The 18,010-nt window shown below is 66.5% G+C and carries 18 protein-coding genes and 1 pseudogene; 10 read left to right on the top strand and 9 right to left on the bottom strand.

Features of this window, described 5'->3' with window-relative positions; translation table 11 throughout:
* Positions 1-41: 41 nt before the first annotated feature.
* From A5688_RS09970 to A5688_RS09945, 6 genes and pseudogenes are all read left to right on the top strand, one after another.
* Complete coding sequence (locus A5688_RS09970; protein WP_067835282.1) at positions 42-524, top strand: carboxymuconolactone decarboxylase family protein; 483 nt, start codon at positions 42-44, stop codon at positions 522-524.
* 57 nt (positions 525-581) lie between these two features.
* Positions 582-1,211 (top strand): nitroreductase family protein, encoded by a 630-nt coding sequence (locus tag A5688_RS09965; protein ID WP_067914396.1) that lies wholly within the window; start codon positions 582-584, stop codon positions 1,209-1,211.
* Positions 1,211-1,705 carry an SRPBCC family protein gene (locus A5688_RS09960; protein ID WP_067835286.1) on the top strand — a complete coding sequence of 165 codons (495 nt, stop codon included), beginning with the start codon at positions 1,211-1,213 and terminating at the stop codon, positions 1,703-1,705. The genes A5688_RS09965 and A5688_RS09960 overlap by 1 nt, the downstream gene beginning before the upstream one ends.
* Before the next feature lie 84 nt (positions 1,706-1,789).
* Positions 1,790-2,296 (top strand): annotated as a pseudogene (locus A5688_RS09955) (hypothetical protein); the annotation flags it as partial.
* 191 nt (positions 2,297-2,487) lie between these two features.
* Positions 2,488-3,468 carry an FAD-dependent oxidoreductase gene (locus A5688_RS09950; protein WP_067914399.1) on the top strand — a complete coding sequence of 327 codons (981 nt, stop codon included), beginning with the start codon at positions 2,488-2,490 and terminating at the stop codon, positions 3,466-3,468.
* On the top strand, positions 3,465-4,247 hold the full coding sequence (locus tag A5688_RS09945) for an enoyl-CoA hydratase/isomerase family protein (RefSeq protein ID WP_067914402.1): 783 nt from the start codon (positions 3,465-3,467) through the stop codon (positions 4,245-4,247). The genes A5688_RS09950 and A5688_RS09945 overlap by 4 nt, the downstream gene beginning before the upstream one ends.
* 4 nt (positions 4,248-4,251) lie before the next feature.
* Here the strand turns inward: A5688_RS09945 and A5688_RS09940 are convergent, their stop codons facing one another.
* The 3 genes from A5688_RS09940 to A5688_RS09930 all read right to left on the bottom strand — a co-directional run bounded on the left by A5688_RS09940 (position 4,252) and on the right by A5688_RS09930 (position 6,123).
* Entirely contained in the window at positions 4,252-4,641 is a 390-nt protein-coding gene (locus A5688_RS09940) for a phage holin family protein (RefSeq protein WP_067835291.1), read from the bottom strand.
* A gap of 94 nt (positions 4,642-4,735) precedes the next feature.
* A complete protein-coding gene (locus A5688_RS09935; protein ID WP_067914406.1) occupies positions 4,736-4,978 on the bottom strand; it encodes a hypothetical protein in 243 nt (80 codons plus the stop codon).
* Positions 4,979-5,055: 77 nt separating this feature from the next.
* The gene (locus A5688_RS09930) at positions 5,056-6,123 is read right to left on the bottom strand and encodes an amidohydrolase family protein (RefSeq protein ID WP_067835296.1); all 1,068 of its coding nucleotides are present in this window, start codon (positions 6,121-6,123) and stop codon (positions 5,056-5,058) included.
* Between A5688_RS09930 and A5688_RS09925 the strand changes: the two genes are divergently transcribed.
* Positions 6,122-7,468 carry a sialate:H+ symport family MFS transporter gene (locus A5688_RS09925; RefSeq protein ID WP_431602697.1) on the top strand — a complete coding sequence of 449 codons (1,347 nt, stop codon included), beginning with the start codon at positions 6,122-6,124 and terminating at the stop codon, positions 7,466-7,468. The two genes, A5688_RS09930 and A5688_RS09925, sit on opposite strands and share 2 nt — an antisense overlap.
* Before the next feature lie 2 nt (positions 7,469-7,470).
* Here the strand turns inward: A5688_RS09925 and A5688_RS09920 are convergent, their stop codons facing one another.
* From A5688_RS09920 to A5688_RS09910, 3 genes are all read right to left on the bottom strand, one after another.
* Positions 7,471-8,763: a competence/damage-inducible protein A gene (locus tag A5688_RS09920; protein ID WP_067914409.1), complete on the bottom strand. Its 1,293-nt coding sequence runs from the start codon at positions 8,761-8,763 to the stop codon at positions 7,471-7,473.
* 16 nt (positions 8,764-8,779) lie between these two features.
* Positions 8,780-12,085 (bottom strand): helix-turn-helix transcriptional regulator, encoded by a 3,306-nt coding sequence (locus A5688_RS09915; protein ID WP_067914443.1) that lies wholly within the window; start codon positions 12,083-12,085, stop codon positions 8,780-8,782.
* A gap of 99 nt (positions 12,086-12,184) precedes the next feature.
* Positions 12,185-12,490, bottom strand: a complete 306-nt coding sequence (locus tag A5688_RS09910; protein WP_067914412.1) for an MTH1187 family thiamine-binding protein — start codon at positions 12,488-12,490, stop codon at positions 12,185-12,187.
* 51 nt (positions 12,491-12,541) lie between these two features.
* On the opposite strand from A5688_RS09910, the gene dtd reads away from it, so the two are divergent.
* The 3 genes from dtd to A5688_RS09895 all read left to right on the top strand — a co-directional run bounded on the left by dtd (position 12,542) and on the right by A5688_RS09895 (position 14,785).
* On the top strand, positions 12,542-12,973 hold the full coding sequence (gene dtd / locus A5688_RS09905; RefSeq protein WP_067914415.1) for a D-aminoacyl-tRNA deacylase: 432 nt from the start codon (positions 12,542-12,544) through the stop codon (positions 12,971-12,973).
* Between the two features lie 65 nt (positions 12,974-13,038).
* Entirely contained in the window at positions 13,039-13,950 is a 912-nt protein-coding gene (locus A5688_RS09900; protein ID WP_067835302.1) for a class I SAM-dependent methyltransferase, read from the top strand.
* Positions 13,951-13,963: 13 nt separating this feature from the next.
* A complete protein-coding gene (locus A5688_RS09895) occupies positions 13,964-14,785 on the top strand; it encodes an HAD-IB family hydrolase (protein WP_067914418.1) in 822 nt (273 codons plus the stop codon).
* Here A5688_RS09895 and A5688_RS09890 read toward each other — a convergent pair.
* The 3 genes from A5688_RS09890 to A5688_RS28540 all read right to left on the bottom strand — a co-directional run.
* Positions 14,782-15,807 carry an alcohol dehydrogenase catalytic domain-containing protein gene (locus A5688_RS09890; RefSeq protein ID WP_067914421.1) on the bottom strand — a complete coding sequence of 342 codons (1,026 nt, stop codon included), beginning with the start codon at positions 15,805-15,807 and terminating at the stop codon, positions 14,782-14,784. The two genes, A5688_RS09895 and A5688_RS09890, sit on opposite strands and share 4 nt — an antisense overlap.
* A 45-nt stretch (positions 15,808-15,852) precedes the next feature.
* Positions 15,853-17,802 carry a flavin-containing monooxygenase gene (locus tag A5688_RS09885; RefSeq protein WP_067914424.1) on the bottom strand — a complete coding sequence of 650 codons (1,950 nt, stop codon included), beginning with the start codon at positions 17,800-17,802 and terminating at the stop codon, positions 15,853-15,855.
* A gap of 107 nt (positions 17,803-17,909) precedes the next feature.
* Positions 17,910-18,010: hypothetical protein (locus A5688_RS28540; protein ID WP_431602698.1), on the bottom strand; the 101-nt coding region annotated here is incomplete at its 5' end.

Raw genomic sequence — 18,010 nt, 5'->3', positions numbered from 1 at the left:
GCTCGGGTCAGTACCTCTTTTCACCGGGCAGGAGTTCGCTGATGGCCCGTCTCGACGTGCCCGATGGCCCCGGCGGCGAAGCCGCCATGATCTGGACGCTGCGACCACAACTGGGCGGCATGGTCGAACGCATGATCCGCGGCGCGTATCAGCAGAGCATCCTGCCGGCCGAGGAGCGCGAGCTCGCCAGAATGCGCATCGCCATGATCAACGACTGCGTCGCCTGCGCGGACTTCCGCGCCCCGTCCGTGCTGGACGCGGGTGTGGCGCCCGAGCTGTACGACAACGTCCGCGCATATGCCAGCTACCCGGGATACACGCCGCGCCAACGCCTTTGCATCGAGTACGCCGAACGCTTCGCCACGGACCACGCGTCGATCGACGATGCGTTCTTTCAACGACTTCGGGAGTCCTTCTCCGATGAGGAGATTCTGGATCTCACGCTGTGCGTCGCCGTCTTCCTCGGCCTGGGGCGCTCCCTGAGCGTGCTGGGCGTCGACCAGTCTTGCGCCATCGACCTCTGATCACACCACTAACCACTCTGATAATCACGTTTCTGGTCACGCATCGGGAAGGAACACATGGACGTCGCCACCGTCGACGAATTGTTGAGCACCACGCGGGCGGTTCGCAAACGCCTCGACCTGACCCGCCCGGTCGGTCGCGACGTGATCCTGGAGTGCATCCGGTTGGCGATGCAGGCGCCCACGGCCAGCAACACGCAGAACTGGCGCTGGCTGGTGATCACCGATGCCGACAAGCGGGCCGCGATCGCCGAGATCTATCGCAGCATCGGTGCGCAGTACCTCGCGTACGCGGCCGACAACGCGAGCGACGCGCAGACCCAGCGGGTGTACCAGAGCGCGATGAGCCTGACCGAGACGCTGGCCGAGGTACCGGTGCACGTCATTCCCTGTCTCGAGGAGCGGATCGACACCGCTGAACCGGGTATCGCCGCGGCGGCCTGGGCATCGATCATCCCGGCGGGCTGGAGCTTTCTGCTGGCGCTGCGCTCGCGCGGACTGGGTTCGGTCTGGACGACGATGCACCTGTTCAAGGAGAAGGAGGTTGCCGAGTTGCTCGGCATTCCGCCCACCGTCATGCAGGCCGCGCTGTTCCCCGTCGCCTACACGATCGGCACCGACTTCCGGCCGGCCAAGCGGCCGCCCGCGGAGACCATCACTTTCTGGGACGGCTGGGGAGAACCCTGATGCAGTCCTACACCGTGCGATTCCACGTCGATGCTCCGCCGCAAAAAGTCTGGCGGGTGCTGCATCCGCCGGTACCGCCGGACGCCCCGCGCCCGCGGGTGCTCGAGTGGCCGGGCGGCAGCATGAAAATCCTCAACGAAGGCAACGAGGCCGGCGAGGGGCTGGTCCGCACCTGCGTATACAAAGTGCCGAAGTATCTGCTGTCCGGCGGCAGGGCGCGGTCGTGGGAGACGGTGACCGAGGCCGAGCTGAACAAGCTGTCGCGATACACCGCGGTCGGCGCCCCGCTCTGGTCGCGCGCCGAGGGCTATCACCAGCTCGAAGAGCAGCCGGACGGCACGACCGTGCTGACGTTCCACGAGACCTATCACGCCTACAACCCGGTGCTGCGCTTCTTTCTGGAGCGCCCGGTGCACGCGAAGATTTCCCGCGACAACCTCGAGACCTACGAACACGCGCTCGGTTACGCCGGCCGAGTGCGGCGGCTGGCTTAGGCGCTCTCTGCCGCCCGGTTTGCCGCCCGGGGAGATTTCACAACGATGTGAATTAGGTTGTTGACCCCGGTACCCTCGATTTCTATGGGTGGAGTACCTACTGCGGCACGGATGGTTGCTGCGAGTCTGATGGTCGCGGGCTGGGCCGCGTCCACGGTCGTTGCGAGCGCCGACCCGGACGAGACACAGGGCCCGGCGCCGGGTCCGGCACCTGCGGCGTCGCCGTCCCCGAACGCGGCACCGGGGGCCACCCCCGCCCCAGCGGGCCCGAAGACGTCCATCGACAAGGACGGCATCTACGCAGTGGGAAGCGACATCTCGCCGGGCATCTACAGCTCGGGCGGACCCGTCGGCGATGGCACCTGCTACTGGAAGCGGACCGGCAACCCGGACGGCGCCCTGATCGATAACGCGATGTCGAAAAAGCCGCAGGTGGTGCAGATCGAACCGGGCGACAAAGCGTTCAAGACCTCGGGCTGCCAGCCCTGGCAGCTGACTCCGGATGCTGCTCTGCCTCCGAGCGCGCCGCCCGCGGGTGTGCAGGGCACGCTCGGCATCCTCAACAGCCTGCTCGGTGGGAACAACCCACAGCAGGCCCCGGCTCCGAAGTCGCCCGCCGCGTCCCCGGCTCCGCAGGCTCCGGCGGCCTCACCGGCTCCGGCGTCCCCGCAAGCTCCGGCATCGCCGGCCCCGCAGGCCGCGCATTCCTGATCGGTCCTGATCGCGCCCGCCGCTGACTTAACCGCGGCCCGCGACCGGCTCGTTTTCGCTACCGTGGCGCCGTGGCACATACGCAGCAGATCGTCGTCGTCGGTGCCGGCGTCAGCGGATTGACGTCGGCCATCTGTCTGGCCGAGGCGGGCTGGCCGGTGCGGGTATGGGCGGCGACGATGCCACAGCGGACGACCTCGGCGGTGGCGGGCGCCGTCTGGAGTCCCCCGCGACCCGCCGAACGCGCCGCCGAGACGCTGGGCTGGACCGAGCACTCGCTGCAGGTGTTCACCGAGCTTGCCGGGGATCCCGACTCCGGCGTGCTGCTGGCGCCCGCGCTGGCCGTCGGCGAGCTCACCACGAGCGAGGCGATGGCGTCGGCGGCGACCCTGATCCCCGACCTGCGCCCGGCCGCCCCGGGCGACGTCCCCGAGGGCTTCGGCACCGGATTTCGCGCCACCGTGCCGATGATCGACATGCCGCACTATCTCGACTATCTGACCCGGCGGCTGACGGCCGCCGGCTGCGAAATCGAGGAGCATCCGCTGCGGTCCCTGGACGAGGCCGCCGACGCCGCTGGAATCATCGTCAACTGCGCGGGCCTCGCCGCCGGCGCGCTGACGGGCGACGACACCGTGCGGCCGCTGTTCGGCCAGCATGTCGTGCTGACCAATCCCGGTCTGCGGCAACTGTTTCTGGAACTCAACAGCGGCCCGGAATGGACCTGCTTCTTTCCGCACCCGCAGCGAGTCGTCTGCGGCGGCATCAGCATCCCCGGCCGCTGGGACACCACGCCGGATCCCGAGGTGACCGGGCGCATCCTGCAGCGTTGCCGGCGCATCGAGCCGCGCCTCAACGACGCCGAGGTGATCGAGGTGATCACCGGACTGCGGCCCGACCGTCCGTCGGTGCGGGTGGAAGCCGAGCCGCTGGGGCCTGCGCGCAAACGGGCATTGTGCATCCACAATTACGGCCACAGCAGCAACGGCGTCACCCTGTCCTGGGGGTGCGCCCGCGACGTGGTGAGCCTGGTCGATGGGGTTTCGGCGTGAGCATCGATTACCGGCTGGACGAGCGCATCGCCACCATCACGATCAATCGTCCCGAGACGCGAAACTCGCTGGACATGGCCCATTTTCGCGACCTGGCCCACGCCTGGGCCACGTTCCGCGACGACGATCGGGCCTGGGTCGCGGTGGTCACCGGCATCGGCCGGGACTTCTGCACCGGGGCCGACCTCAAGAAATTCATTCCGGAGCTGACGGGTGAGCTGCCCAGACCCGACGGGTGGAACAAGGACGACGCCATTCACGCCGTTCTGCATCGCTTTCCCGTCTACAAACCGATCATCGCCGCGGTGAACGGTACGTGCGTCGCGGGCGGCTTCGAGATGTTGAGTTCAACCGATATTCGAGTGGCGGTGCCCGAAGCGCGATTCGCGGTGATGGAGCCGAAACGCGGCTTGTTCGCCGGAGGCGGAACCACCGTGCGGCTGCCACGTCAGATGCCCTACCCGTTGGCGATGGAGTTCCTGCTGACGGCCGACATGGTCGACGCCGAGCGGGCACTCGCCATGGGACTGATCAACCGGATCGCCCCGGCGAGCCAGCTGATGGATACCGCGTACGACTACGCCGAACGCATTGCGGCCAACGCGCCGCTGGCCGTCTCCGCGACCAAACAATCCGTCGTGGAGGGTTTGGCGCTAAACCTCGAGGCGGCCTACGACAACGAAACCCGGCACAGCGACCGCATTTTCGAGACCGAGGACGCCAAGGAAGGGCCGCGCGCCTTCGCGGAAAAACGACCGCCGCGATGGCACGCCCGCTGAGCTTTCAGGCGCGGGTGCGGCGAATCACCAGGGACAGCAACCAACTCACGATCGACAGCACGATCGCGGCCCAGATCGCCGTCCACCAGAAATGGTCGATCGCCAGGCCCCAGTGGGTGGTGTGGTCGGTGATCCAGGCGGTGATCCACAACATCAACGCGTTGACGACGACGTGGAACAGGCCGAGGGTCAGGATGTACAGCGGGATCGACAAGAGCTGAACGATCGGCTTGATGAACGCGTTGACCAGACCGAAGATCACGGCGACGACGAAGATTATGCCGACCCGTTGCAGCTTGGTGTCACCGCCGACGAACGTGATCCCGTGGACGAACTTCGTGACGAGCCATAGCGCGAAACCGGTCAGTGCGGCGCGAAGCAGAAAAGGGCCCATGCCCAAATCCTCTCACCAGCCGTGTGAAAGGGCAGCCCGTTTAGTTCACCGTGGGAATTCCTCGGCGCAAACAGGAGCTTTCCGATCGCTGCCGCTAAGCGTCGTCCCGCATCTCCGACGCCAGGTACTTCACCATCTGGCACAGGTTGACTACAGCCGCGCTCAACTTGTAGATGGTGGCGTCCCGATCTGCCACGCACGACTGCCAATCGGGGAACTCCTGCGGTGGTTTCTGGTTGTCCGCGTTGAGGTGGATTTTCTGCTCGATCTGGTCACACAGATCCGCGAGGGTCAACTGTCCCGGCGCGCTGATATCGGAGAACCATTTATCTGTCATCTCAGATCGTCGCCTTTCAAGAATCCCGGTGTCTGACGAGGCTATCGGGCCGTCTGCCGCGAGGATTGTGCAGCCGTTCAATTCAGGTTGTAGAAGCGTTGCGCGTTCAGGCCGCCGATCTTCGCCCGGGAGTCCTCGCTGATATCGCTCCGCGTGCGCAGGTGCTTGGTGCTCTCGGGCCATTCACCGTCCCAGTGCGGGTAATCGCTGGCGAACATGATGAAATCGTCGCCCAGCACGTCGATCACGCCGGGCAGGATCGGTTCCTCCGGCTCGCACGTCACCCAGATGTTGCCGGCGGCCAGATACTCGTGCGGATCGCGACGCCAGCCGCGTTCCACCCAGTCGCCGCGCTTCTCGTAATGCTCGTGCAGCCGATCGATGAAGAACGGCACCCAGCCCGCGCCCGCTTCGAGGAAGGCGACCCGCAACTCGGGGTGGCGCTCGAAGACCCCGCCCGAGACCATCGCGGTCATCGCCGTCATCTGGTCGAACGGAAAACTGATGCAGTGCACCTGAATGTAGTTCGTGAAGCGGTCCACCCCGATCTTGGGCAGATGGATGCCCGGGGCGCCGTGCACACCCAACGGCATGCCGAGGTCGACGGCGGCGGCGTAGAACGGGTCGAGGTCGGGGTGGTCGAGGTTGCGGCTCTTGAGCGCCGGCGGCACCAAAGTCGCAACCAGCCCAAGCTCTTTGGCCTCGGTCATGACGTCGATGGCCGCTTGGCCGTGCTCGATCGGCGTCACCGCGACGCCGCGCAACCGGCCGCCGGAGGAGGCACAGTAGTCCGCGATCCACTGGTTGTACAGGCGGGAGAATCCGGCGGCGAAATCGGGATCTTCGAGGCTGGGCGCGCACAGGCCCATGCTCGGATACAGCACCATCGTGTCGATATGATCGCGATCGGCGTCGCCCAGCACCCCCTCGGGTGAGCGGCAATTGATGTCGGGTGCCTTGCTGATCCCGTGCTCGGGTGGGCATCCCGCCCCCGGGCCCTGGTCCTCGGGATAGTTGCGGCCTTCGAGCGTCAAGCCGAGCCGACCGTGTGTGCTGGGTTTGACGTGTTCCGGCCATCGCTTGATTGCTTCGGTTGCCAGCGAAGAATTCTCGGCGACGTGTCCGTCGGCATCGATGATCCGCATGTATCCGGAACTTACTCCCGGACCGCGGATGTTGAAACAGGTCGCGCCGACGCGCTGTGTAGGCCACGATGCTGACGTGACCAACCCTCGACAGAAGTTGACCACCGATCAGCGAAACTCATTCGTCGCGGCTCTACTGGGCTGGACGATGGACGCCTTCGATTACTTCATCGTGGTGCTCGTCTACGCCGATATCGCCAAGACGTTCCATCACAGCAAGGCGGAGGTCGCGTTCGTCACCACGGCCACCCTGATCATGCGCCCGGTCGGCGCGCTGCTGTTCGGGCTGTGGGCCGACCGCGTCGGCAGGCGGCTGCCGCTGATGGTCGACGTCATGTTCTATTCGGTGGTGGGGTTCCTGTGCGCCTTCGCGCCCAACTTCACCGTGCTGGTGATCCTGCGGCTGCTGTACGGCATCGGCATGGGCGGTGAGTGGGGGCTCGGCGCCGCGCTCGCCATGGAAAAGGTTCCCGTCGAACGACGGGGATTCTTCTCCGGACTGCTGCAGGAGGGGTACGCGTTCGGCTACCTGCTGGCGAGCGTCGCCTCGCTGGTGGTGATGGATTGGCTGGGGCTGTCGTGGCGGTGGTTGTTCGGCCTGAGCGTCATCCCCGCCTTGATCAGCCTGATCATCCGCTACCGGGTGGAGGAGTCGGAGGTCTGGGAAGCCGCGCAGGACCAGATGAAGCTCACCAGCACCCGGATCCGCGATGTGCTGCGCAGCGGCGCGATCATCCGGCGGTTCGTCTACCTGGTGTTGCTGATGACGGCCTTCAATTGGATGAGCCACGGGACGCAGGACGTCTACCCGACGTTCCTGGGCGCCCACGCCAACCAGGGCGCCGCCCTGTCCAGCACGACGGTCAAGTGGATCGTGGTCGTCTACAACGTCGGCGCCATCTTCGGGGGTCTGGTCTTCGGGACGCTGTCGCAGCGGTTCAGCCGCCGCTACACCGTGGTCTTCTGTGCGATTCTGGCGCTGCCGATCGTCCCGTTGTTCGCGTACTCGCGCAGCGCGGCGATGCTGTGCCTGGGTTCGTTCATGATGCAGCTTTTCGTGCAGGGCGCATGGGGCGTGATCCCCGCCCACCTCACCGAGATGTCCCCGGATGCCATTCGCGGCCTGTACCCGGGCGTGACCTACCAGCTCGGAAACCTGCTTGCCGCGTTCAACTTGCCGATCCAGGAACGCCTTGCCGAATCGCACGGCTACCCGTTCGCGTTGGCGGCGACCATCGTGCCGGTGCTGATCGCGGTCGCGGTGCTGACACTGATCGGGAAGGACGCCACCGGGATCCGGTTCGGCACCACCCAAAGCGCTTTCCTTGCAAGCGAAGTGACGTGACGCTATTCGTCGTTGGCCAATAGCCGCCGCAGCAGGTGCATGGCCACCGTCGTCGAGCGCTCCCGGATATCCGATCGGTTGCCGGGAAGCCGCAGTGTGCGGGTATCGGTGCGGCCGTCGGCCTGCACGCTGAAACATACTGTGCCCACCGGCTTTTCCTCGGTACCGCCGCCCGGGCCGGCGATTCCGGTGATCGCGACCGCGGTGTCGGCCCCGAAGCGCTGCAACGCCCCCGCGGCCATCGCCTCGGCCACCGGCTCTGAGACCGCGCCGTGCGCGGTGATCAGCGCCGGGTCGACGCCGAGCAGCTCCGTCTTCGCCTCGTTCGAGTAGGACACGACGCCGCCGGCCACATAATCCGATGAGCCGGGCCGATCGGTCAGCCGCGCCGCCAGCAGTCCCGCGGTGCAGGACTCCGCCGTCGCGATCCGGTGCCCGGTCAGCAGTTGCGCCACCAGATCGTCGACGCGCGAGCCGTCCTCGGAGTAGAGCTGCTGGCCGTGCTTCTCCCGCAGCAACTTGACCAATTGTGCGTACGCGTCCGCCGCATCGGGCTCGTACCGGGTGACCATTTCGATCTCGCCGCGTCGCAGGCAGGTGGTGATCTCGAGTTGCGCGAAGCCGGGCACGGCGGTTTCGGCGTCGCGCAGCGTTTCGGCCAGCCCCGACTCGGGCAGCCCGAACATCCGCAGCATTTCCTGCCGGTACTCGGTCCGGCCGGATATCGCGTCCTGCGCTGCGGGTGTCTCAATGGCCGTGTGCCACATGGGCTGCAGCTCGCGCGGCGGACCCGGCAGCACGATCACCGTCGGCTTGCCGGGGACGACGACGCCGGGCGCGGTGCCGACCGGGTCGAGCACCTGAGCCCCGGCGGGAATCATCGCCTGTTTGCGATTCGCGGCGCGCAGCGACTCGAAAGTTCCGGGATCCAAGGCGGATTGGAACGCGGGGTTGCGCGCCATCAGCTTCTTGAGGATGTTGGCGATCTTCTCTTCGACCTCGGCGTCCAGCACCAGCTCGCGTCGGCAGAAGCGGGCCACCACCTCGACGGTCATATCGTCGGCGGTCGGCCCCAGACCGCCACTGGTGACGATAAGGTCCACACCCTGGTCGGCCAGGAACCCAAGCTGCGCCTCGATGTCGGCGGGCCGGTCGCCGCAGATCGTGATGTGGGCCAGCTCGACGCCCAGCTCCAGCAGGCGATCGGCGATCCAGGGGCCGTTCGCATCTTGGACCCGTCCGGTGAGGACCTCGGTTCCGGTGACAACGATTCCTGCGCGTGCGCTCACCGCCATGAGCCTACTGGCAGGCTCAGCGCTGGCGGGCCGCCTCCTGGGCGAGCTGTACGCGCGACGTCACGCCGACCTTCGTATAGACGTGGGTGAGGTGCGTTTGCACGGTCCGTGGCGAGACGAAAAGCCGGGCGGCGATGTCTTTGTTGGTGAGCCCCTCGCCGACCAGGCGAACGACATCGAGTTCGGTGGGTGTCAGCGACGCCCAGCCGTTCGACGGGCGTCTGCGTTCGCCGCGCCCGCGTTGCGCGTAGGCGATCGCGTCCTCGGTGGACAGCGCAGCCCCTTCTGCCCAAGTGACATCAAAGTCATCCTGTCCCAACGCATCCCGGATTACCGTGATCGCGGCGTTCAGGCCGGCCTCATGCAATGGCCAGCGCATCTGTCCGGCCTGCTGCCGGATAGATGCTGCGGCGCCGAGGATACGCGCCGCGTACTGATGGGTCCCACTTGCGGCAGCGATGCGCGCGAGGCATTCCAGGAGGTCGGGAAGGCGCAGATAACCCCGCGTCTCGGCGACGATCCTCAGCGCCACATGCGCGTCGCGCTCGGCTTGCTCCGGCTCGCCCTGGGCCAGCGCGACGAAGGCCCGCGCCGTCAATGCGGCCATCCGGTACCAACCGGGCGCCACGGCAACGGTTTCGTCTGCCCAGCGGCGGGCGTCGGCGAGGTCACCACACGCCAGCGCCGCCTCGGCCATCGGGCTCATGCTCCTGACGAAGATCTCGCGGAATCCGACGGTGTGCCGCCAGGCTGTCTCGCATGCCAGCTTCGCCCCGTCGGCGTCACCGTTCGCCAGTGCGGCGTAGGCGAATACGGCGTAGACCGTATCGCTATAGAAACCGCCCATCGCCGCCGCACCCTCTTCGGCGGCTTCCGCAGCAGCACGGGCAGCGGCTGCCTGGCCCTGGTGGGCGAGCACAACCCCGCGACCAATATGACCATTCACCTTGTTGGTCAACTCGTTCGCCGTCGTGGCGTCGTCGGCCAAGGAGGCGAGCGATCGATCGGCGGCGCCGAGTTCGCCCTGCATCCACAGCGCCACTCCCAGCCATATGCGAGAGTTCCGTGAGATGAACCGGTCGCCGAGGGCGTCGGCGATTTCTCGTGCTTCTTCGGCGGCATTCCGCGCATTGATCGGATCACCCGCGAAACACGCGGTGACTGCTTGCAGGTTGCGGATCTGCGCGATCTGCGCCCGGTCACCGGCCATCTCAGCTTGCTCGATCGCCTCGATCAAGAACGGCTCGGCGAATTCGGCGCTGTAGAAAGCCAACATGCCGCAGGCGGTGAGGATCAGCGCGACCAACGCCGGGTCGTCGAGTTGACGTGCAATCGCGAGAGCATCATGCGCCCGCTTCGTGCTGGCGGTGCCGGCCGCCGCCGCCGCGAGGACTCCGTGGTCGGCGACTGCACGCACCCACACCGCCGGTTCGATTCCCTCGTGGCGTACGTCGGTCAAGACGCCGTCGAACCCGGCAATGCCTTCCGCCAACCGCCCTCGCCTGTTCCAGAAGTTGACAAGCGACGAGACCAGCCGCAGTGCCGCGTTGATATCACCAATCTCGCGGCTCCACACGTACGCGGCCCGTAGATTGTCGATCTCGACTTCCGCCCACTCCAGCAGCCGGTCGAACGTCGGCTTGGCCGCCGATTCAAGGCGGGCTGCGGTGGCCGTGTAGTAATCACGGTGCCGCGTGCGCACCTCGTCGGCCTCGCCGGACTCACCGAGCTTCTCCAAAGCGTATTGCCGCACCGTCTCCAACAGCCGGTAACGCATCGCGCCCCGGGCGTCTTCGGCGACCACCAGCGACTTGTCGACCAGGAGGCCGAGCTGGTCCAGGATCTGGTAGACCTCCACGTCGCCGCCGGTGCCGATCGCCTGTGCGGCGTCGAAGTCGAACCCGCCCATGAAGACGGCCAGCCGGCGCAACAGGATCCGTTCGGGATCGGTGAGCAGCGCATGCGACCAGTCCACCGAGGCGCGCAGCGTCTGTTGGCGTCGCACCGCGGTGCGCGCGCCGCCGGTCAGTAGCCGGAAGCGGTCGTGGAGACTGTCGACGATCTGGGTTAGTGAGAGCGCCCGTACCCGCGCCGCCGCCAGTTCGATGGCCAGCGGCATGCCGTCGAGGCGGCGGCAGATTTCCAGCACGAGCTCGGCGTTGTCGTCGGTTACGCAGAAGTCGGGGCGGGCGCGGCGGGCCCGGTCGGTGAACAGCGCGACCGCCTCGTCGGCCAGTGACAACGACGGCACCCGCCAGATCGCCTCGCCGGCGATGCCCAGCGGCTCGCGGCTGGTGGCGAGAAATGTCAAATGCGGGCAGGCGTTGAGCAGTTCAACGGTCAGCTGTCCACATGCGTCGAGCAAATGCTCACAATTGTCGAGCAGCAACAGCATTGTGCGCTCCCCGAGGAACCGCACCAGCGTGTCCGTCGTGGACCGGCCCGGTTGGTCGGGCAATCCGAATGTGCGGGCCACGGCGATCGGCACAACGCGCGGGTCTGTGATCGGTGCGAGGTCGACGTACCACACGCCGTCACCGAACTCGGTTGCGAGTGCAGCGGTGGCCTCCACGGCGAGTCGGGTTTTGCCGGCGCCGCCGGCCCCGGTCAGCGTCACCAACCGGTTGTCGAGGACAATCCGGCGCACGGCCGCCATTTCAGCTTGGCGCCCAATGAAATTGGTCAATTGAGCCGGAAGATTGCGCACGACAGGCGCCGTCGATGTTCGAAGCGGCGGAAACTCGTTGCGAAGGTCCGGATGGCAGAGCTGCACTACGCGTTCGGGGCGAGGCACACCACGCAATGGGTAGCTACCCAGGTCGCTCAGCCAGGCGTCGGCCGGGAGCCGATCGGCGACCAGGGCCTCGGAGGTGCCCGAAAGAACGGTTTGGCCGCCATGGGCCAGGTCGCGGATGCGTGCGGTGCGGTTGATGGTGGGGCCGATGTAGTTGGCTTCGCCGCGTAGCTGGATCTCGCCGCTGTGCACGCCGATGCGCAGACGGATCGGGGCCAGGGGTGCGCGCTGTAACGCCAACGCGCACGCGACCGCGTCGCTGGCCCGGGTGAACGCAATGACGAAGCTGTCACCCTCGCCTTGCTCGACGGGGCGCGCTCCGTGGTGTGCGTCGATGACCTCGGACAGGGTGTGGTCCAAGCGCACGACAGCGGCCGTCATCTCCTCGGACTGGCTTTCCCACAGCTGGGTGGAGCCCTCGACGTCGGCCAAGAGCAACGTCACCGTTCCGGTCGGCAGTAATTCACCCACGCCCAAGTCGCTCCAGTCACTGCTGTTCAAGGCCGGCGTGTCCGCGCGTTCGATCATGGTAGCCAGCATCGGCGCACCCCGTGGGGCGAACATCCGCAAATGTGCGTATATCGCGGGAGCGGTCAGAGCAAAAGCGACGGTCGACGCCGTCCAGGCCTAGCCCTCGGACAGGTAGCGCTCGACAGAGGCGACCTTCTGCGTCATCGCGTCGCTGACCCCGGCCCGCAGATCCGCCTTGATCACCGTGCTGACCCTGGGCGCACGGGCCGCCACGGCCTCGACCGCGCGCTGCACGACGGCCATGACCTCTTCCCAGGTGTCGCCTTCGATGACGGTGAACATCGAATCCGTCTTGTTGGGCAGCCCGGAATCGCGAACGACCCGAACCGCTTCGGCGACGATCTCGCCGACGCCCTCGCCCACCCCCATCGGGGTGACGGAGAACGCGACGAGCACGGACATTCACCGAGCGTACCCAACCCCGCCAACGCCAATCTGGCACCATCGAGGCCCATGCGGGTGTTGGTGCAACGGGTCTCCTCGGCAACCGTCTGGGTCGAGGGCACAGTGGCCGGTGCCATCGATCCGGACGGACAGGGCCTGTTGGCATTCGTCGGCGTCACCCACAGCGACGATCGCGAAAAGGCGCGGCGGCTCGCTGAGAAGCTCTGGCAATTAAGGATTCTCACCGATGAGCGGTCCGCGGCCGACGTCAACGCCCCCATTCTGGTGGTCAGTCAGTTCACCCTGTACGCGGATACCGCCAAGGGCCGCCGCCCGTCATGGAACGCGGCCGCTCCGGGAGCGGAGGCCGAGCCGCTGGTGGCGGAGTTCGCCGAAGCGCTGCAGCGCCTGGGTGCCGAGGTGCAGACCGGGGTGTTCGGCGCGAACATGCAGGTCGAGTTGGTGAACGACGGGCCGGTCACGGTGTTTTTGGAACTCTGAGGCCGCCCCGCAGGTACCGTGGGAATGTCGGCCGTTCACGGCCGATGTCTACGGGAGGGGCGGCCATGGGCACGACGCCGGAATTCGGGTCGCTCCGCTCCGACGACGACAACTGGGACATCGTCAGCGGCGTGGGGTATACCGCGTTGCTCGTGGCGGGATGGCGGGCGCTGCATGCGGTCAGCCCGCATCCATTGGTGCGTGACGAATACGCGAAAGTGTTCATCGCCGCCTCGCAGGACCCCTATCTGGCGGGGGTCCTTGCCAATCCGGGTACCTCCGACGACGAGCTGGCCTTCCCGCGTTTGTACGGGGTCCAGACCCGGTTCTTCGACGACTTCTTCGATGCCGCCGGCGCGGCGGGCATCCGTCAGGCGGTAATCGTCGCCGCCGGCCTGGACTCGCGGGCGTATCGGCTCGAATGGCCGCAAGGCGCAAGGGTCTTCGAAGTCGATCTGCCCAAGGTCCTCGAATTCAAGGCCCGGGTTCTCGACGAACACGGCGCGACCCCGAAGGCCGGCCGCATCGAGGTCGCCGCCGACCTGCGCACCGACTGGTCGCGGCCGTTGGAAGCGGCCGGCTTTGACGTGGAGAGTCCGAGCGCCTGGTCGGTGGAGGGACTACTGCCCTACCTGACCGACGAGGCGCAACACGCGCTGTTCACCCGGATCAGCGGGCTCAGCGCATCGGGCAGCCGGATCGCCATCGGCGCGCTGGGGACCAGACTGGACCACGACCAGCTCAACGCTTTGGAGACGAACCACCCAGGGGTCAATGTGTCCGGCAATGTGGACTTCTCGGCCCTGACCTACGAACCCCAATCGGACCCTGCGGAGTGGCTGACGGCCCACGGATGGACCGTCGAACCCGTGCGCAACACCCTTGACCTGCAAGCCGGTTACGGCATGACCCCGCCGGAGGTTGACGTGAAGATCGACAGTTTCATGCGGTCCCAATACATCACGGCGACGCGGTGAGGCGGCGGTCGGCATGGCTACGTCCGCGTCGGAGCCCACTCAGAAGACCACGAAGGTCGCCAGGCTCTCCCCCGCCGAGGCCATCGCGGAAATTCGCGCGGCTACCCCGGGGCCGCGAATCGGCGCATTCTTTGATCTAGACGGCACGCTGGTCGACGGCTTTACCGCGGCCGCGCACCTCGGCGATCGAATCAGGCGCCGGCAAGCCGGAATTGGTGAACTGCTCGGGGTATTCGACGCGGCGCTGCGATATCGGTTCGGGCGCTTGGAGTTTGAGCGCCTCATCGTGCGGGCGGCGGGCTATCTGCGTGGCCAGTCGATCAATGACCTCGACGAATTGGGTGAGCGGTTGTTCGTCGAGCGGGTCGCCTCACGCCTCTACACCCACATGCACGAAATCGTGCAGGCCCATCAACGGTGCGGACACACCGTCGTGCTGAGTTCCTCGGCGCTGTCCATCCAGGCCCTGCCCGTAGCCCGTTTTCTCGGGATCGCCAACGTCCAGTGCAACCGATTCGAACTCGACGAGCACGGGCGACTGACCGGCGACATCGTCAAACCCATCGTGTGGGGCCCGACCAAAGCCGACGCCGTGCGGCAGTTCTGCATAGCCAACGACGTTGCCGTGCAACGCAGTTACTTCTACGCCGACGGCGACGAGGACGCGCCGTCGATGTCACTGGTGGGCTATCCGCGCCCGGTGAACCCGCGTTCCGGGCTCGCCGCCGCGGCCGCCGTGCACGGCTGGCCGGTGATGTGCCTGGCGTCGGGTCGCCGCCGGCCGGTGCGGACGCTGCGCCATCTGGCCAGGCATGTCCGCCGCGAGAAGGACTAGGGCTTCAGTAGGATCTTCACATCGTCGCCCGAGCGCGACTCCGCGGTGGCGTAGCCCTTGGCCGCTTCGTCCAACGGCATTGTGGTGGTGAAGATTCCGTCGACGTCGAGTCGGCCCGATTGCAGCAGCGGGATCAATTCGGGCCAGGTGCGCTGCACCGGCGCCGTGGTCATGCGCAACGTGATGCTGCGAATCAGGCAGCCCAGGGCGTTGAGGGGAAACGGATTCATGTCGTGCACACCCACAACCGAGACGGTGCCGCCGGGCCGGACGGCGTTGAGCGCGTCGGTCAGGGAGGCGTCCGTGGCGACGGCGTCGATCACCGCATCGGCACCGCGGCCGCCGGTGGCGGCGAGGATGGCCTCGAGCGCCGGGGCTTTGAGCGGCGTCGCGCCCCACCGGGCGGCACGCTTGAGCCGGCCATCGACCTGGTCGACCGCGAAAACCGTTGCCGCGCCCTGAAAAAACGCGCTGCGCAGCGAACACAGGCCGACCGCGCCCAGGCCGATGACCGCCACCGTGCCACCGAAGGGGATGTCAGCCCGCTGCGCCGCAGCCCAGCCTGTCGCGAGGTTGTCGGTGAGGAGCAGTGCCTGTTCGGTGCTGATCCCCTCGGGCATCTTCAGCAGCTGGAAGTTTGCGGCGGGCACCGCGAGTAGATCGGCCTGCGCACCGCCGAGCACACCGCCGCCGAAGATCTGAAAGCCGGAGTGACACATGACCGGATCGCGGGTGGCGCAGCCCGCGCACGCGCCGCATCCGGTCACCGACGACACCATGACCTGGTCGCCGACCTTGACGTTGCGCACCTCCGGCCCGGCTTCCACGACCGTGCCGATTGCTTCGTGGCCGAGCGCAATCGGGTCGGGCATCGGAAAGTCGGCTTCGTAGAAGTGCAGGTCGGATCCGCAGATACCGGCGGCCGTCACCTCCACGATCGCTCCGTCGGGCCCGGGCAGCGCTGGATCGGGGCGGGTGTCGACCCTGATGCTGCGCGGGCCATCGACGACTACGGTGCGCATATCGGCGGGCTCACTCTCTTTGTTGCGCTCACTTCTTTGTCTGGCTCATTTGTCTGTTGCGCTCACTTCTTTCGTACGCACTGAAAATTGTGACCAATCGGGCTCGCGCACCGCCGACCAGTATTCGTTGAGACGCCATGGGCTCACGGTGTGGATCTCGCCGTCGGCGTTCCTGAAATACGAGTGCTTGACGGCAGGATGCGACCACACCATCTTCTTGATTTGCGTCTGCGTTCGCCGGTGCCAGTCGGTGGCGGCTTCGGGTTTCGGCTCGATGGAATGCACGTTGGGTTCGGCCAGTCGAGCCAGGCACTGGTCGACGTAGCGCATCTGCAGTTCGGACTGGAAGATCAGGCTGCCGCCGTGGGCCAGGTGAGTCCCCGGCCCGTAGACGATGAAGAAGTTGGGGAACTCCGGGACGGTGATGCCAAGGTAGGCATACGGCCGGCTCCCCCACATCTCATGCAGGTCGGTGCCGTTTCGGCCGCTGACCTTCAGTGGCCACAGCACGTCGGTGTGCCGAAAGCCGGTGGCGTACACGATGACATCGACGTCATGAGTCAGCCCGTCTGCGGTGACGATGCCATGCGGGGTGATCTTGGCGGTCGCGGTGCGCACCAATTCGACGTTGTCGCGCTGCAGCGTCCGCAGCCAGCTGCCGTTGTCCTGCAGGGTGCGTTTGCCGCAGGCGGGATAGTCCGGCATCACCTTGGCCAACAACTTGGGGTCTTCGCTGACCTGGCTGGTGATCCATTGGGAAAACATCATGTGCGCGGCGGCATTGATGTCACTGACGGCGTGGTCTTGGTCGGCGTAACCCGGGTCGCCTTCGGCCGCGTCCAGGCCTTTGTCCGAGCCGGGCCAGAGCACCAGGAAGCGGTACCACCTGCCGTAGAACGGGAGATGGCGCATCGCCCAGCGCACGCCGTCGCCGACCTCGTCGTGATACATCGGGTTGGGGAACATCCACTGCGCTGTCCGCTGAAACACGGTGAGGTGCTCGACGTCTTCGGCGATGGCGGGGGCGATCTGGAAGCCGCTGGCGCCGGCGCCGACGAGCGCGACCCGCTTGCCCTTCAAGTCGACCGAGTGGTCCCAGGCCGCCGAGTGAAACGACGGTCCCTCGAAGGTGTCCGCTCCGTCGAAGGCGGGAATGTTGGGTCGGTTCAGTTGTCCCACCGCGGTGATGAGCGCACGTGCGCGCACGGTTGTCGTCTTTCCGTCGGCCGAGCGCAGCGAAACGCTCCACGTGCCGTCGGGATCGTTCCATTCGGCCGCGATGACCTCGGTCCGCCAGCGGACATGCTCCGCCAGCCCGTGGGTGTCGATGACTTTGGTGAAATAGTCCTGCAGCTCGTATTGCTCGGCGAAGAAATGTGTCCAGTCGTTGTTGGGTTCGAAGCTATAGCAATAGAAGTGGTTCGCCACGTCCACTCGTGCACCGGGATAGCTGTTCTCCCACCATGTTCCGCCGGGCCCCGCGTTCTTCTCGACGATGGTGAACGGAATGTTGGCCTGCTTGAGGCGAACGCCGGCGAGGATGCCGGACTCGCCGCATCCGACGACCAAAACCGGAAGCTCGGCGGTGCGCTCCGCCGGCAGCGGGGCGGGCCGCCGGGGGTCGGTGCCGTCGAGGTCGAGCTCTTCGGAAACCAGCGACAGGTAGTCGTCGGGGACGTGCTCGCAGGCCGCCCAGTCCAGCATTTCCCTGACGAGTTCGGCGCTCAGTGGCTGCGGTTCAGGGCAACCGCGGTCCCGATACTCGGCGATCACCGACAGGGCCTCGGCGCGGGCCCGGGCCTTGTCCTCTTCCGACATGAACCCCTGGACTTCGTTGAGGAAGATTCCCATCTGCTTGTAGTCGCGGATGAAGCGGGGGTCGCCGGTGATGTGGACGAGCGAGAGCAACAGCGTGGGGACGCTGACATCCTCTAGCGCGGCGGCGATCTCGGGCGTGGACGTGGTGAAGGGATCGCCGGCGTAGCGGCTGCGCATCAAGCCGATCCTCTCGACGGATTGGAAGCCAATTACGCTACGCGTAGTTTCGTAATTGGCAGCACTACGGTACCCGGTCGCTCGGCACGCGATCAAGGGATGGGCCGCTACGGGCCGTCTTCGTCGTCTTTTTCCGCGAGGAGTTTCTCGGGGTGGTGGAAGGTGTTGGTGCGGGGTTGGCCGCGGTCGAGGTGTGGTGGTGGGATCC

This window comes from Mycobacterium mantenii, assembly GCF_001667865.1.
Lineage (GTDB): Bacteria > Actinomycetota > Actinomycetes > Mycobacteriales > Mycobacteriaceae > Mycobacterium > Mycobacterium mantenii_A.
The sequence above is the reverse complement of the archived record's forward strand: the minus strand, read 5'-3'. Positions and strand labels throughout refer to the sequence as shown.

Excerpts from the sequence above, each read along its gene's own strand:
- A5688_RS09970 (WP_067835282.1), top strand. The coding sequence starts at position 42 with ATGGCCCGTCTCGACGTGCCCGATGGCCCCGGCGGCGAAGCCGCCATG.
- A5688_RS09965 (WP_067914396.1), top strand. The coding sequence starts at position 582 with ATGGACGTCGCCACCGTCGACGAATTGTTGAGCACCACGCGGGCGGTT.
- A5688_RS09960 (WP_067835286.1), top strand. The coding sequence starts at position 1,211 with ATGCAGTCCTACACCGTGCGATTCCACGTCGATGCTCCGCCGCAAAAA.
- A5688_RS09940 (WP_067835291.1), bottom strand. The coding sequence starts at position 4,641 with ATGGGCCCTTTTCTGCTTCGCGCCGCACTGACCGGTTTCGCGCTATGG.
- A5688_RS09935 (WP_067914406.1), bottom strand. The coding sequence starts at position 4,978 with ATGACAGATAAATGGTTCTCCGATATCAGCGCGCCGGGACAGTTGACC.
- A5688_RS09925 (WP_431602697.1), top strand. The coding sequence starts at position 6,122 with ATGTATCCGGAACTTACTCCCGGACCGCGGATGTTGAAACAGGTCGCG.
- A5688_RS09930 (WP_067835296.1), bottom strand. The coding sequence starts at position 6,123 with ATGCGGATCATCGATGCCGACGGACACGTCGCCGAGAATTCTTCGCTG.
- A5688_RS09920 (WP_067914409.1), bottom strand. The coding sequence starts at position 8,763 with ATGGCGGTGAGCGCACGCGCAGGAATCGTTGTCACCGGAACCGAGGTC.
- A5688_RS09915 (WP_067914443.1), bottom strand. The coding sequence starts at position 12,085 with ATGATCGAACGCGCGGACACGCCGGCCTTGAACAGCAGTGACTGGAGC.
- A5688_RS09910 (WP_067914412.1), bottom strand. The coding sequence starts at position 12,490 with ATGTCCGTGCTCGTCGCGTTCTCCGTCACCCCGATGGGGGTGGGCGAG.
- dtd (WP_067914415.1), top strand. The coding sequence starts at position 12,542 with ATGCGGGTGTTGGTGCAACGGGTCTCCTCGGCAACCGTCTGGGTCGAG.
- A5688_RS09900 (WP_067835302.1), top strand. The coding sequence starts at position 13,039 with ATGGGCACGACGCCGGAATTCGGGTCGCTCCGCTCCGACGACGACAAC.
- A5688_RS09895 (WP_067914418.1), top strand. The coding sequence starts at position 13,964 with ATGGCTACGTCCGCGTCGGAGCCCACTCAGAAGACCACGAAGGTCGCC.
- A5688_RS09890 (WP_067914421.1), bottom strand. The coding sequence starts at position 15,807 with ATGCGCACCGTAGTCGTCGATGGCCCGCGCAGCATCAGGGTCGACACC.
- A5688_RS09885 (WP_067914424.1), bottom strand. The coding sequence starts at position 17,802 with ATGCGCAGCCGCTACGCCGGCGATCCCTTCACCACGTCCACGCCCGAG.